Origin of the sequence: Martelella alba (genome assembly GCF_005217455.1) — a bacterium.
In the GTDB taxonomy this organism is placed as follows: Bacteria; Pseudomonadota; Gammaproteobacteria; order Enterobacterales; family Enterobacteriaceae; genus Acerihabitans.
The window spans coordinates 1-15,023 of record NZ_SZPQ01000048.1 but is presented as its reverse complement, the minus strand read 5'-3'; the positions used below and the strand labels follow the sequence as shown (position 1 = coordinate 15,023).

Below are 15,023 nucleotides of genomic sequence, written 5' to 3'. Positions count from 1 at the left end.
CCCATCCCGTTGAGATAACCTCTCTTACGCCTGTTTGCCCGGGGCCTTCCAGCTTATTACCGATGGAGTATTTGACATAATAGCGATAGCTTGGCCGCTCCGCGGGGGGCAATCAGGCTTCCGGCCGGCTATTTTGTTTTAGCAGATCGCGAATTTCCGTTAAAAGCGTCTCTTCCGCGCTGGGTTTCGGTGGAGCGGCGGGTGCTTCTTCTTTCTTGCGATGCATGCTATTGATCAGCTTGACGAAACAAAATACCGCCAGCGCGACAATGATAAAGTCGAAGACATTCTGTAGGAAGATACCGTATTCCATGACGACTGGGGGCGTATTTCCCTCCGCGGGTTTCAGCACCCATTTGAATTGTCTGAAATCAACACCGCCTATCAGTAATCCCAGGGGCGGCATGACGACATTGGCGACCAATGAGGAGACAATCTTACCAAAGGCCGCGCCAATGATGACGCCTATTGCCAGATCTACCACATTACCTCGCATGGCAAATTGACGGAATTCCTGCAAAAAACTCATAAGTTGCTCCTTTAGTGAATAACAAATTAAGTTTAACAAAGGATTAATCAATTACCAGCATATTTGCAGCACAGTGTATGCCCGCAGTTAAAATCCTTTTCTAAGGAAAATCTGAAAATGAATGCTTAGGTCAACGCTATTGACGAGGTGTATTCCCTGCAAAGATCAATCTGCCGACCCGTAGTGAACCGCCGCGGTAGGTGAGGCCATTACGTCCTTAATGACGATGGTTTTATCTGCCTGCGCCGTGCTATGAGCATGGCACGTATTTTAAATTGCCATGTCGGGTCTGATTTCCGCGATACTGAATGTCCCGCTGACTAGCGTATCAGTAGAAAAAATACCTTCGTCATAAAAAATGATCAGTCGATCGAAAGCGTTATTAAATTTCATGGCAATATTCTTGGGCTTGACATAATGTTGTCCATTGATGCGGTAATATGCCAATGGCATAAATAACCCCCCCAGACTGACCGCGGTCTCGTTATCAGGCATTACAGGCAAAGCATAAATTTCTATATAGCCATCCGCGAAGGCGATGGCTACCATAGCATTTACCGGGGAGAATGCGACACAGGTGATGCCTTCATCCATACCAGGTCTCTCAGGCTGTGAGCGGTGAATTGCAATCTGTTTTCGCTGAATAATATCATAGAGTATTAAAACAGCCTGTTCGCCTGCCGGATCCAGGGCCGTATATCCAAGATAAATCTGGTCAGGGGATATAAACCGTGGGGCATATCCCTCTGGGGTAGGGAAATATTCTTTATATTGATCATAAATATGCCAGGCGTTTTCCGAAATGATATAAAGTTTACTGTCTTCGGTTAGCCACCAAAGTTTATAATCGTTATGGTTTGCCGCGATCAATATTTCGTTGACAGGTTTCAATGAAGTGGGCTTATCCACTATTTCTCTGATAGGGAGTCGATAAAATTCAATTAAAAGTAACTCGGTGTCTTTTGAAGATACAATGACAATTTTGCTACCTTTGGGGGATGTGAGGATATTTTTTATTTCATTTCTTTGCGTGGTAGGCAGTAATGGAATGATATGCCCACCCACTGTTTTGGCGGACACATCATTACTGTCGTTCAACCAGAAGCTCGGCTGTGTATCATGATATAAAGTATGACGATTAACCTGTATGGATTGTGTAGAGCTATACGGCGCTATCCATTGATATCGGTCTGCTATTTGGCTTCCTTCGGTGAGTAAAAGCGTATCCCCAATCAAGGTAATCTCACGGTAATGCGTTTGCCGGAAAGACGGCTCCATGTGACTGCGATCATATAAAAATAAGCGCATGTGGTGCCCCGCCGCCAGCATTGACGGCCATCTAAACGACTGTGACAAATTGGCGAGTTGCGCGTACTTTTCAAATCGCCACGAAGCGGTTTGATTTTCTGCCGATGAGGAAAGCCTTGCGGTCAGCGTTTCGAAAGCCGTCCAAAGCGCCAGTACCGGGTACTGTCCCAGGGTACCTTGCGTTACGGTTTTAAAGGCGCGTAAAGAAGACAGGGTGCTATGAAGCAACTCGCGGCGCCGCGCGCTATCGAGACGCAGCAATAGATTGACCTGCTTAAGCCGCAATAAGAGCGGCCCGGTATTGGCTTCGCTGTTTTCAATATTTTTCAGGCAGAGTTCGCTGAGATTGGGATAGGCAGAAACATTAAATACACTCTCAGCCAGCGCTTCGAATGGCGATAGAGTGATGCCGTTCTGGAAATTATCAATAAGGTCGGCATGAGGAATGATGTTGAAGGTTTTTGTGAAAAGCTCATAACGTAATATCTTAGCAGGGCTGTTCTCATCTGGTTGGCTAACTTCATAGAAATAATCGTCTAGTTCATTTATAATAACCGTTCTATCTGCTATTTTTAATAACATTAGGTTGGCATAAATCAATGCGCCGTTAAAAAGAGAGGGGAGAAGGAATTCGTCGAAAAAAAACCTTTCACGGGTTGTTGATGTCAATAGATAATGTGCTGTGCGGGCACTCAAAACTTTCGAAGAAAGTAACTTTTGCGGTGATGCAAAAATAAATGCTTTATGATACATATCATAACTTGCCCTGATATAGGCGCTATGCTTATTAACGGAATGAACAATGAGAAAAGTTGGACGATTCTGCTCAGGTTTCATTAAATAGCAAATGTGGTTGATAGGCACACTCAATAACGATTGCTGGTAAAGAGAAATAGAACCATGACAGTGATCTTCAGTTAATGCATAGCTTTTCAGTGATCGGCTGTCTTTTAGCAATTCAGCTTCATCCGTTAACCGTTGTAAAGTCATTTTGATATGGTCTATTTTGATATGCAGGTCCCGTTCATTGTCTGCCAGACTGATGACGGGAATACTCCGTGAGGGATCCCGTGGGCCGATTTCCCAATAATCCAGGTGATGCACGGAAGACAAAATATTTTCAATGGGATCCAGTAACCAACTTTGATAATTTGCTTCAAAAAAAATATGCTGTGTGTCCGCCACTTTCACACTGTGTTGCGGATAAACCACTAAGACGGTGATTGGCATTCGGCTGGATATTCGCCATATGACTGTGTCATTGTATTTTTCAATGGCGGCCAAGGAGAGGGTGTCGTTTGACGCAACCTGATGTTCTTCCAGTCTCAGACTCTGCTTTTCTGTCACGGGAAGGGCATAAACATATTTTCTGTCCATCCCAAAATGATTTTCCGGATTGATTTTGACAAAAATGGCTCTTCCCTGAGGGGTAAACTCGCCATTTTCCGTGGCGATGATGCCTCGACGAACATTGAAGATCGTAAAGCATTCTCCGTCAAATTCAGCGGTAACCGGTGTTACGCCGTCTTCGCCATAACCATATTGGGTGGGGAAAAACCGGGATGTTCGCGTGGTGAAAACTTTATGGCTTTCTTGCGAGATGCTCAACAGTGAATGTAACAGCGGAGAAGCATTCAACAGAATTCTACCGCTTAACGCCATCGCGATGCCTTTTGTTAAGGTATATACCGAATTAAGTGTCTCAAGTCCGGGATCGAGGACCTTTGCCACTTCACTTGGAAAATAGTGAGTCAGTCTGAGCATTTCATCGCTTACGGCTCGCGCGCCGCCGGCTATTTGCGTGGAGATCGGGATAATTTTTCTCGTGGTTGTCGTGGCCCCGGCAACCATAAGCCGGTTTTCCAAGGTGCGGCCGATACCCAGTTTGGCGGCCTGATATATAGCCAGTCCGTGTTCTATTCCGGAAAAAAAGAGCGGGATACCCACCAAACTACCATCAATCATGCATTCTATGGCGGCACTGTTGATATCGTGATCGAGCACAGAGCTCATACAGCCATAGAAAGGCACTAATAATCCGGTGATATCATCGGCGATCTTCCACAAGGTATTCTCTTCAGCTTCACTACCCAATGAGTAAAGGCGTTGTTGATAGTACTTGAAATGTATCTCGGCAAAACGCCGATATAAGTTTTCCACGGGTTCGCCGGCGGCCTTGTGGATGGCAGGTTGTTTCAACTGTGTTAGTGCCAGTTCAAAATGCGTGGCCAGGTATCTTGCCGGCCAATTTTCCATTAACGGACGTAAGACGGTGGACAAATCATCATGCAGATCAATAAAATACAAACGATATCCTTTATTGTCCATACTTAATGCCACCAAACACGTCACATTGTGATCTTTGGCGAGAAAAAATGTCACATCTTTTTTGGCAAGGTATTTTTCTGTCTTGTTCCAATAAAACATTTCCTGTGTTTTCCGCTTACGGACAAGCTTCGGCATAACCCATTGCAACGAGGCACGATTCAAAAAATTCAGTTGTTCTATTTGTAAAGTGTCATCTCTGGCATCACTGGCGCTGAAAACGATATCCAGTAAAGACTTATCCACTGATAAAATTCGTTCAGATAAATAATTAATTGTCTCGTTGTAATAAAGGTTTAAGTTGGGTAGCGTGTTTATATCATGTGAACAATGATATCTGTCAGGGGAATCTAAATATTCCTCAACGGGATCAAAATACATACTCAATCTGATAAATAAAATTCCAATATACTTTTTTTTGATTTTTTTATGGCCGCCGCAATATCTATCCAACAAATCAATAGCCGCGGCTTTCCGTGATTGCCACGGCAGGGATGTGTATTGTTTGCGTAACGAGGCAACATTGTGGTAAAGCGTTTTGGCCTTACTCTGACGTTTAAGGATCTCTGCCAGAAACAACGATTTCGCCTCCGTAAAAGCAGCATCGGATAATGCTTCTTCAAATGACAAAAGGGGTTTCTGGTCCAGTAAGAAAATGAGCAATCCGAGATGAAAAACAGATTCGCTTCCTCTGAGAATCTGGTTATTCTCCAGCAGGGTTACCATGCCCAAGCCAATATCTAACAAGGTGGTCGGCGTTTCTGAGGAAAAATCCGGATCACCAGATAAGATTAACGCTCTGGCGCCAAAATGTATCAATGCCCAGCTTATGCTACCCACCAGAATATGATCACTATCCGTTAGCGTGGTTATCGTCGCTCTGGTATTCGTCATATTAGTGGCCAATTTATGGATATCCGCCAAGTACAGCGTCGGCATCTCATGGGCTTCATAATGGTGTTGCCATATTTTCATCAGGATGGGATCGGTTGTCTCCGCCGACGCATTATGTAAAGCCATTCTCAATTCTTGTATTGTGCATCTTCGATGGCGGGCAAAGATCGTCGCCACGCGTAGGGCAATATTGTCTTCCTTGAAAAGTAACTTGCATAGTGTCTGGCCGACGAGCGTCCGTTGCTGCTCCCGCGAGAGACCTTCGCCCAGTCGCTCGCCATAATAGCCGCTGCCCAGCAGGGAAAGCCTGGCCACGTGCGCAAGCAACTCCGGCTTTTTTGCCGTAGCCATAAGGATAGCGGCCGCCAGTTGGCGATCGTCGATATTCTCAGAAAAGGTTTCCAGCCCCATATATTCGTTGACATAAGCGGCCAGCATAAACTTCCAATCAATATTCCTGACCGGAGGGGGGGCCGTATTGTGGCGTTTGGCCCGTCGTGGCGGAAAGGAATGTCTTCCCGGCCAGGCCTGAGCTACCCAGGTCGCCTTTCTTTCCCCTTGAGTTCGGGTCGCCGGCGATGTTCCGGCCATGAGGACGCGTTCTCGGCTTAAGGAAAACGACATTTGCGTGTTATTAACGGCGGCGGCGGCGGCCAGCGCATAAACCAGGCGTTGGCCGATATTCCTGGGTTTTTTCAACTGCTGCCGCCAAGCCGGGTCATGATGATAAAGGCGGGACGGCACCGACAACATATTCTGGGCCATAAGGTGAAGGCGCCGGCCGACAGTCAAAGGGTCTGTACGCGAACCCCTTAGCGGTAGGGACGCGCCGGCATTGTTACAACACGACGATGTGCATCGCGGGGCGGCCGTTTTGTTTGCCTGCGGGGTGTAAATCGCTAATGTATTCCATTGGTACATTGCGGACATATCCTTGTTGCCGCTAAGCTATTCCGCAAGTTTAGAAATGCGCTTCTATACCGTAGTGAAATCCCTCTGTGGTCGTGAGGCAATGATATTTTGGCCAATCAAATGCGAGGCGCCTACAGGAAAAAGGGGCTGGGTTGGAACAGGCGTTCAACATCGCTGATGTATTTTTTATCGGTCAGGAACATGATGACATGATCGCCTTGTTGAACGATGCTGTCCCGGTTGGCGATGATCACCTCATCGCCGCGCACGATGGCGCCAATCACAGTACCGGGCGGCAATTTGATGGCGTCGATGGGCCTGCCCACGACTTTGGAGGTACTTTCGTCGCCATGGGCGATAGCTTCGATGGCTTCGGCCACGCCGCGGCGCAACGACGAAACGCTAACGATATCCGCCTTGCGCACATGGCCCAACAGCGCTGAAATCGTCGCCTGTTGCGGTGAAATGGCGATATCAATCACGCTGCCTTGTACCAGATCGATATAAGCGCGACGCTGGATAAGCACCAGCACTTTTTTGGCGCCCATGCGTTTGGCCAACATGGCCGACATAATGTTGGCCTCGTCATCGTTGGTTATGGCGATAAAGACATCGATTTGTTCGATATGTTCCTCGGCCAGTAATTCCTGATCGGATGCGTCGCCGTAGAAAACGACGGTGTCCTGTAGCCGTTCCGCCAGTTCAGCCGCCCGTTGCTGATCCCTCTCGATAAGCTTCACACTGTAGTCTTTTTCCAGCCGCTGGGCCAACCCGGCGCCGATATTGCCGCCGCCGACGATCATGATGCGTTTGTAGGGTCTTTCCAACCGTTGCAGCTCGCTCATTACCGCCCTGATATGGGGGGACGCGGCGACGAAAAACACCTCATCGCCGGCTTCGATGACGGTTGAGCCTTGTGGTCGGATGGGGTGATCCTGACGGAAAATGGCGGCGACCCGGGTATCGATATGCGGCATATGTTCGCGCAGGGAAGACAGGGCGTTACCTACCAGCGGGCCGCCGTAATAGGCTTTTACCGCGGCGATACTGACTTTACCCTGGGCAAAGTTCACCACCTGCAGCGCGCCGGGATATTCCACGAGTCGGTAGATACTCTCGATAACCAGATGTTCGGGTGAGATGAGATGATCGATGGGTACCACTTCGGTGGAAAATAGCCGCGCGGATTCGCGGATATAATCCGCCGAACGGATGCGGGCAATGCGGTTGGGCGTTTTAAAGAGCGAATAGGCTATCTGGCACGCCACCATATTGGTTTCGTCGGAATTGGTGACGGCGACCAGCATATCGGCGTCCTCGGCGCCGGCCTCCCGCAGCACCCGGGGGTGGGCGGCGTGACCTTGAATAGTGCGCAAATCGAATTTATCCTGCAACTGGCGCAACGGATCGGAATTGGTATCGACAATGGTGATATCATTGTTTTCCCCAGCCAGATTTTCCGCCAGCGTGCCGCCTACTTGCCCCGCACCCAGTATGATTATTTTCATTATCGACTCGTTATGCTCGTCAAGATGACCCCTGGCTGCCCGCAGCCATTATCTTCATTATCTTAGCGTAAAAGAAGCCATCTCCCTCATCCGGCGCGGGAAGTTGCTGCAAACCGGGACGGGTCGCATCGCCGGTGCCGGCGAGCCGCGCATCGGGATGACAGGCCAGAAACGCGTTGATTTGATCGCGGTTCTCCTCGGGCAAAACCGAACAAGTGGCGTATAGCAATACGCCGCCGGTTTTCAGCCTTGGCCAGATGGCGGACAGAATCCGCTTTTGCAAAAGCGCCAGTTCAGCGATATCGGTATCCCTCCGCAGCCATTTTATATCGGGGTGTCGCCGTATGACACCGGTGGCCGAGCAAGGCGCGTCAAGCAGGATGCGATGCCAGGTCCGTCCATTGTCCCATTGTTCCGGCGCGGCGCCATCGCCGATAATAACCTCCGATTGCATGCCGAGACGTCGCAGATTCTCATGAATCCGCGACGCGCGCTGCGCATCGATATCCACTGCGGTCACCCGCGCCGTGGGCGCCAGTTCCAAAAGATGGGTGGTTTTGCCCCCGGGCGCGGCGCATAAATCCAATATGTCTTCGCCGGGCCGCGGATCGAGCAATGCCGCGCAGGCCTGCGCCGAGGCATCCTGCACCGTGATCCAGCCTTGCTCAAATCCGGGTAGCCTACCCACGGGACATGGCGTCTCAAGCCTGAGCGCGTCGGGCAGGCGCGGATGCGGGTAAGCGGTCAAACCATTTTGCGTCAGCAAGGCCAGATACTGTTCCCGACTATGCCGCAGACGGTTGACGCGCAGCCACATGGGCGGGTGTTGGTTATTGGCCTCCATGACCGCGTCGGCTTGATCGGGGTAAGCCGCCCGCAGGCGCTGGGCCAGCCATTCGGGATGAAGGTGGTCCGACGATGGCTGCCAGCCGTTTTCCTGCCGCCGGAGAAATTCCCGCAAAACCCCGTTCACCAGCCCTTTGAATTGCGGTTTTTTCAAGGCCGCCGCCGCCTCCACGGTTTCGGATAGCGCGGCGTGGCGGGGAATGCGGGTATGGAGCAATTGATAGAGTCCGACCATCAGCAGGCAATGCACGACCCGCTGTTTGCCGGCAAGGGGTTTCGCCATCAACCGTCCGATGTGCTGATCCAGCTCCGGCAGAGTACGCAGGGTGCCGAAGCATAATTCCTGCAATAATGCCCGATCCTTGTCGTTGAGCGGGGATTGCAGCGCCGGCAGGGACTGACTCAGCGACACGCCTTGGTCAAGCACTTGCGCGACGGCCTTCGCGGCCAAAGCGCGGAGGTGGTAATGTTTGTTCATAATTGACCGGAAATGAGATAGCCGGGAATTTGCGCCGGCCGGGCCCGCGTCTCGTCGACCGGGCAGGGGACCGGGTACGAGATTAAGCCAGAACGCTTCCGGGTGTAAACCATTCCCGGCGCGAATTGAGCAGATCCTGCGCCGGCATGGGTTTTTTCCCGGCGGGTTGCAACAGGGTCAGGTTCAGATTGCCTACCGTCGTTGTCACCAGGATACCGGATTTATCCGCCCGGATAATCTTGCCGGGTACCCGGTCGGATTGCCGCTGTTCCGGATCCTGCGCCGCCGCTCGCCAGATCTTGACGGGCTGCCCCTCCAAGAGGATATAGCTAACCGGCCAGGGATTGAACGCGCGCACGCACCGTTCGAGATGCGTTGCCGGCAGTCGCCAGTCCAGCCGGGCTTCTTCCTTGGTCAGCTTTTGCGCGTAAGATGCCTCCCGGTGGTTTTGCGGGACAGGCGTCAGCGTACCCGTTGCGCAACGCGCCAAGGTTTCCAGCAGCGCTTGCGGCCCAATGGCCGCCAGTTTTTCATATAAACTGGCGCTGGTGTCCTCGGCGGTGATGTCACAGGGCGCTTTCAGCAACATCGCGCCGGTATCAAGGCCAGCATCCATTTGCATGATGGTAATGCCGGTTTGCGCGTCTCCCGCCCACAACGCCCGCTGAATAGGCGCCGCGCCGCGCCAGCGCGGCAACAACGAGCCGTGGACGTTCAGACAGCCCAGACGGGGCATATCCAATACCGACTGGGGTAGGATCAGACCATAGGCCACCACCACCATGACATCGGCGGCAAGCGCCGCCGCTAACTGCTGATTGTCGGCGGAGCGCAACGACTTGGGTTGGAAAACCGGTATGCCATGTTGTTGGGCCAGCTGTTTGACCGGGCTGGCCGATAACTTATTACCCCGGCCAGCCGGTCTGTCGGGTTGGGTGAAAACCCCGACGACATGGTGCCGCGAGGCCAACAGCGCGTCGAGATGACGGGCGGCGAAATCCGGCGTTCCGGCGAAGATGATGCGTAAAGAATCAGACACGTTCATTCCTGTATTGCCCCGGTTATTTCGCGGCGCGGGCGTTCATTTTGGCCAATTTTTCCATCTTCTGACGGATACGCTGGCGTTTGAGGGGCGACAGATAATCGACAAACAACTTGCCCACCAAATGATCCATTTCATGCTGAATGCAGATGGCCAGCAAACCGTCCGCCTCCAGCTCGTAGGACTGGCCTTCGCGATTCAGGGCGCGAACAGTGACTTTTTCCGCGCGGGGAACGAAACCCCGCTGATCAGGGATTGACAGGCAACCTTCCTCAATGCCGGTTTCGCCGCTTTTGCAAAGCAGTTCGGGATTGATCAGCACATGACGCTGGTCGCGCGTTTCCGAGACATCGATAACGATTATGCGCTGATGGATATCGACCTGGGTCGCGGCCAGCCCAATCCCTTCTTCGGCGTACATCGTTTCAAACATGTCATCTACGATGCGGCGAATGTCGTCATTCACTTCTTTGACCGGTTTCGCCACTATGCGAAGCCGGTCGTCCGGATAATGTAATACCTGCAATACCGCCATATAAGTCTATATCTGTGTCCGATTATGAAAAAGATTCCTCCTCTTATTCTAGACATTTCCCGGGCTGATTGACAGCATCGCATGTCAAAGTCGCGGAAGCGGCGATCGGCACGGACGCGGAGCAAACATGACCCCGATAGAAATATGGCTGCGGCTGATGGCCGTAAAAGGCGTAAACGGCGCCAAAGCTCAGGAATATCTTGCGCAAATGCCGCTTCTGGCCGAATTCGGTCCCCAGGCGCGGATTTCGAACGTATTGACCCCGCGGCAGCGTCAGCGGTTTTACCATTTTGGCGACGACGCCATCGCCGCCGCTCGCCGCTGGCTGGCGGACCCATCGAATCATCTGGTGACTTATGCCGATCCCGACTATCCCGATGGCCTGCGCCACATTGATTGTCCGCCGCCGGCCCTGCTTGTCCGCGGTGATCCGGCCTGCTTGCGTTCCAGACAGGTGGCGGTGGTCGGTAGCCGCCGTTGCACCTTGTATGGCGAGCAATGGGGCGCCTATTTTTCCGCCGCCCTGGCCCGGTGCGGCGTTACCATCACCAGCGGACTGGCGCTGGGGATAGACGGCATAAGCCATCGCGCGGCGCTTGACGCCGGGGGCCGGACCGTGGCGGTGCTGGGCAGTGGATTACAGCATATCTATCCGCATCAGCATCGTGGACTGGCGGAGCGTATCGTCGGCGAAGGGGGCGCCCTGGTTTCCGAGTTCACGCTGGACGCCCCGCCGCTGGCCTGCCATTTTCCCTATCGTAATCGTATCATTAGCGCGTTGAGCCAGGGCGTGCTGGTGGTGGAAGCCACGGCCCGAAGCGGGTCGCTGGTGACGGCCCGTTATGCCCTCGATCAGGGCAAAGACGTCTATGCGCTTCCGGGGCCGCTCGGCAATCCCGCCACCGAGGGTACGCATTGGTTGATCCGGCAAGGCGCTTATCTCATCACCCAGCCACGGGAGATACTGGAGCAGCTTGGCAACGGTCTCAATTGGTTAAATTTACCGCGGGATGAAATTATTTGTGCCGCAGAACGCGAAGTTGAATTGCCATTTGCCGATGTGTTGGCTAACGTAGGGGATGAGGTTACACCTGTTGACGTCGTCGCTGAACGTGCCGGCCAACCTGTGCCAGAGGTCGTGGTTAAATTGCTCGAGCTGGAGTTAGCAGGGTGGATCGCAGTTGTACCCGGCGGCTATGTCCGATTGAGGAGGGCAGGCCATGTTCGACGTACTCATGTACTTGTTTGAAACCTATATCCACAATGAAGTCGAGATGCGAGTGGATCAGGATAAATTGACCGATGATCTCACCCGTGTGGGCTTTCACCAGGACGATATCTACAATGCGCTGAACTGGCTGGAAAAGTTGGCTGATCTGCAAGACGGCAAGAACAAGGCTCTCATGCGGGGAACCGATCCGCTTGCGCTGCGGATTTATACTGAGGAAGAGAGCCAATTTCTGGACACGGAATGCCGCGGCTTCTTGTTGTTCCTCGAGCAGATTCAGGTGTTAAACCTTGAGACCCGCGAAATGGTCATCGATCGCGTTATGGCATTGGATGCCGCAGAATTCGATCTGGAAGATCTCAAGTGGGTGATTTTGATGGTGCTGTTCAATATCCCGGGGTATGAGAACGCTTACCAGCAGATGGAAGACTTGGTGTTTGAGGAAGAAATCGATCGTTTGCACTAACGTGCGGATATTGAACCGAATTTATGGTAAAAGCTGCGCTTTTTTCCCCCAGGGCTAAAGAGCTCTGCCCCGAATGCGGGGCAGAGCTGGTTATCCGTTCCGGACAACACGGGCCATTCCTTGGCTGTTCGCAATACCCGCGTTGTGCTTATATCAAACCGCTGAAACAACATGCCGATGGCCATGTCGTCACTGTTCTTGAGGGGCAGGCCTGCCCGGTTTGTCAGTCCGTATTGGTGTTGCGTCAAGGACGCTATGGCATGTTTATCGGTTGTTCCGCCTACCCGGATTGCGATTATCTCGCGGATGCGGTGAAGCCTGATGAAACGGCGTTGGCTTGTCCGCAATGCCATTCGGGCAAACTGGTGCAGCGTACCTCCCGGTTCGGCAAAACCTTTTATGCCTGCGATCGTTACCCCCAATGCCGGTTTGTGGTGAACTTTAAACCGGTCGCCGGTGAATGCGCCTATTGCCATTTCCCCATGCTGATGGAGAAAATCACGGCGCGCGGCGCCAGGCTCTTTTGCGCCGACAAACGTTGCGGTAAACCGGTAGCGGTAAAAGACGATGATGAAACAACACCGATTTGATATTCCTGATCTGATGGCTGCGCTAAATCGCCGCCAGGTTATCGCTTATCCCACCGAAGCCGTATACGGTTTAGGTTGCGATCCGGACAGCGAAGTGGCGGTTCGGGCGTTGCTCGCGCTCAAACAACGATCCTGGACCAAAGGGTTGATTTTGATTGCGGCCGAGTATCGGCAACTCTTGCCGTATATCGACGATAGCCAAGTCGACGAACGGCGGCGCGCGGAAATTTTTGCCCGATGGCCGGGGCCGTTGACTTGGCTCATGCCCGCCAATCCGGCCACTCCCAACTGGCTGACCGGTCAGTTTTCCACACTGGCGGTGCGCGTCACCGCCTTTGAACCGGCGCGGCGGTTGTGCGCGGCCTTTGGTAAACCGCTGGTTTCGACCAGCGCCAATCTGTCGGGTCATGCGCCGGCGCGGACCGCGGCGGAAGTCCGTGCGCAGTTCGGCGAGGATTTTCCGTTGATGGATGATGCGGTGGGTGGACGAGAAAACCCATCAGAGATCCGCGATGCGCTTACCGGGGTGCTGGTAAGGCAAGGTTAAACCCGATGAGACCTGATGATGGAAAATTACGCGGTATTCGGTAATCCGATTGATCACAGCAAATCGCCAGAAATCCATGCCCTTTTCGCGAAGCAGACCGGCATCGCGCTTCGCTATGGCCGGGTGTTGGCGCCGCGTGATACTTTCGAGGAGACATTGCGCGCGTTTTTCGCCGGCGGCGGTCAAGGCGCTAATATCACCATGCCGTTCAAGGAACGCGCGTTTTCCCTGTGCGACCAGTTGACGGAGCGCGCCTCGCAGGCCGGCGCGGTAAATACCGTGAAAAAACAGCCCGATGGCGCGCTGCTGGGCGATAATACCGATGGTATCGGTTTACTCTTGGATTTACAGCGAATCGCGTTTATCCGGCCAGACAGCCGGATCCTGCTGATGGGCGCCGGCGGCGCCGCCCGCGGGGTTATCCTGCCCCTGTTGTCTTTTGGCTGCGCCATCACGTTGACTAACCGCACCTTCCCGCGTGCGCAGGAACTGGCATCGTTTTACCGTCACGCCGGTTCTATTTCGGCATTGCCGTTGGATGACCTGGCCGAGCCCGAGTTCGATCTGATCATCAATGCCACCACTTCCGGCGTACGCGGCGATGTGCCGGGACTGGCCGCCGGGCTTATCATCCCGGCGGTCAAGTGCTACGACATGTATTACCGGCGTGGTCTGACGCCGTTTCTGCAATGGTGCGCGCACCTGGGGGCGAAGGATTACACCGATGGCCTGGGTATGCTGGTGGGACAAGCGGCTTATGCGTTTTTGCTGTGGCACGGGGTGTTGCCCGATATTCAGCCGATTTTGCATCATTTGCGCGCGAGCCCGACGGTTTGATGCCGCCGGGCGCCGTCTAGCGGGACGGATCGAGGCCGTTCTCGGTCAGGTATTCGTTTTTCCAGCGAACATAATTATCGGCGGAATATGTCAGCCGGCCGATTTCCTCATCTGTCAGATGTCTGATTTTGCGTGCCGGGCTGCCCAGATAAAGATAACCGCTCTCCAACCGTTTGCCGGGTGAGACCAGACTGCCCGCGCCGATCATCACCTCGTCTTCCACCAGGGCGCCATCAAGCAGGATAGATCCCATCCCCACCAGCACCCGATGGCCAATGGCGCAGCCGTGCAGCATGACTTTATGACCGATGGTCACGTCCTCGCCGATAATAAGCGGATTGCCGGCCGGATTGTGTACGGATTGGTGAGTGACATGCAGTACGCTGCCGTCCTGGATATTGGTCCGCGCACCAATGGTGACGATATTGACGTCGCCGCGAATGGCCACCAGCGGCCAAATACTGACATCGTCCCCAAGATTGACCCGGCCGATCACAACACTGGAAGGATCAATCATGACGCGTTGGCCCAATTGCGGCATTTCGCCTTGATAAGCACGTAGCGAACCTGACAGTTGCGGCATGGCAGTTACCTCAAGCAGATATTTACACTGAAAATGTTATCGCCGTGGCGGGGGCGATGGCAATCAACGACCTTGATCTTAGCTCCTTTTTGCCGGGGATCGGACGAGATCCGAACGGTAGGGTTGAAAAATAGACAATTAGCAAGAAAAGGAAAAAAAACGCTTGTGCAATATAACCGGATCCCTATAATGCGCCTCCATCGGCCAGCACTGTGAAAGATATCACAGGATGTCGAAAAGAAAATGGCGGCAAGCCGGTCAGGCTTGACACCCAATGAGGAAAGCGTAACATACGCCACCTCGCGCCAGATGAGTTACCCCGGCGCACGCTCTTTAACAAGTTATCAGACAATCTGTGTGGGCACTCGCAAGACCTATAATACGCTGAATATTTC

At 52.9% G+C, this 15,023-nt stretch carries 12 protein-coding genes; 5 read left to right on the top strand and 7 right to left on the bottom strand.

From position 1 onward, the window contains the following. Positions 1-112: 112 nt before the first annotated feature. The 6 genes from mscL to def all read right to left on the bottom strand — a co-directional run bounded on the left by mscL (position 113) and on the right by def (position 10,377). Positions 113-529: a large-conductance mechanosensitive channel protein MscL gene (gene mscL, locus FCN80_RS22150; protein ID WP_136992519.1), complete on the bottom strand. Its 417-nt coding sequence runs from the start codon at positions 527-529 to the stop codon at positions 113-115. 270 nt (positions 530-799) lie between these two features. Beyond that, on the bottom strand, positions 800-5,821 hold the full coding sequence (locus tag FCN80_RS22145) for a hypothetical protein (protein WP_136992518.1): 5,022 nt from the start codon (positions 5,819-5,821) through the stop codon (positions 800-802). 278 nt (positions 5,822-6,099) lie between these two features. Continuing rightward, positions 6,100-7,476 (bottom strand): Trk system potassium transporter TrkA, encoded by a 1,377-nt coding sequence (trkA, locus tag FCN80_RS22140; RefSeq protein WP_136992517.1) that lies wholly within the window; start codon positions 7,474-7,476, stop codon positions 6,100-6,102. A 19-nt stretch (positions 7,477-7,495) separates the two neighbouring features. Next, positions 7,496-8,800, bottom strand: coding sequence for a 16S rRNA (cytosine(967)-C(5))-methyltransferase RsmB (rsmB, locus tag FCN80_RS22135; RefSeq protein WP_136992516.1), 1,305 nt, complete (start codon positions 8,798-8,800; stop codon positions 7,496-7,498). 82 nt (positions 8,801-8,882) lie between these two features. Then, complete coding sequence (gene fmt, locus FCN80_RS22130) at positions 8,883-9,839, bottom strand: methionyl-tRNA formyltransferase (protein WP_136992515.1); 957 nt, start codon at positions 9,837-9,839, stop codon at positions 8,883-8,885. A 22-nt stretch (positions 9,840-9,861) separates the two neighbouring features. Continuing rightward, a complete protein-coding gene (gene def, locus FCN80_RS22125; RefSeq protein WP_136992514.1) occupies positions 9,862-10,377 on the bottom strand; it encodes a peptide deformylase in 516 nt (171 codons plus the stop codon). A gap of 127 nt (positions 10,378-10,504) precedes the next feature. On the opposite strand from def, the gene dprA reads away from it, so the two are divergent. The 5 genes from dprA to aroE are packed head-to-tail and all read left to right on the top strand — an operon-like array spanning position 10,505 to position 14,045. Continuing rightward, on the top strand, positions 10,505-11,626 hold the full coding sequence (dprA, locus tag FCN80_RS22120) for a DNA-protecting protein DprA (RefSeq protein ID WP_136992513.1): 1,122 nt from the start codon (positions 10,505-10,507) through the stop codon (positions 11,624-11,626). Further along, complete coding sequence (locus tag FCN80_RS22115) at positions 11,598-12,071, top strand: DUF494 family protein (protein WP_136992512.1); 474 nt, start codon at positions 11,598-11,600, stop codon at positions 12,069-12,071. Before dprA ends, FCN80_RS22115 begins: the two co-directional genes overlap by 29 nt. A 23-nt stretch (positions 12,072-12,094) precedes the next feature. Beyond that, positions 12,095-12,661 carry a DNA topoisomerase family protein gene (locus tag FCN80_RS22110; protein ID WP_136992511.1) on the top strand — a complete coding sequence of 189 codons (567 nt, stop codon included), beginning with the start codon at positions 12,095-12,097 and terminating at the stop codon, positions 12,659-12,661. Beyond that, positions 12,639-13,208 carry an L-threonylcarbamoyladenylate synthase type 1 TsaC gene (gene tsaC, locus FCN80_RS22105; protein ID WP_136992510.1) on the top strand — a complete coding sequence of 190 codons (570 nt, stop codon included), beginning with the start codon at positions 12,639-12,641 and terminating at the stop codon, positions 13,206-13,208. The genes FCN80_RS22110 and tsaC overlap by 23 nt, the downstream gene beginning before the upstream one ends. 15 nt (positions 13,209-13,223) lie before the next feature. Continuing rightward, on the top strand, positions 13,224-14,045 hold the full coding sequence (gene aroE, locus FCN80_RS22100; protein WP_230492865.1) for a shikimate dehydrogenase: 822 nt from the start codon (positions 13,224-13,226) through the stop codon (positions 14,043-14,045). A 16-nt stretch (positions 14,046-14,061) separates the two neighbouring features. On the opposite strand, the gene FCN80_RS22095 is transcribed toward aroE, so the two are convergent. After that, entirely contained in the window at positions 14,062-14,628 is a 567-nt protein-coding gene (locus tag FCN80_RS22095; protein WP_230492864.1) for a gamma carbonic anhydrase family protein, read from the bottom strand. Positions 14,629-15,023: the final 395 nt, after the last annotated feature.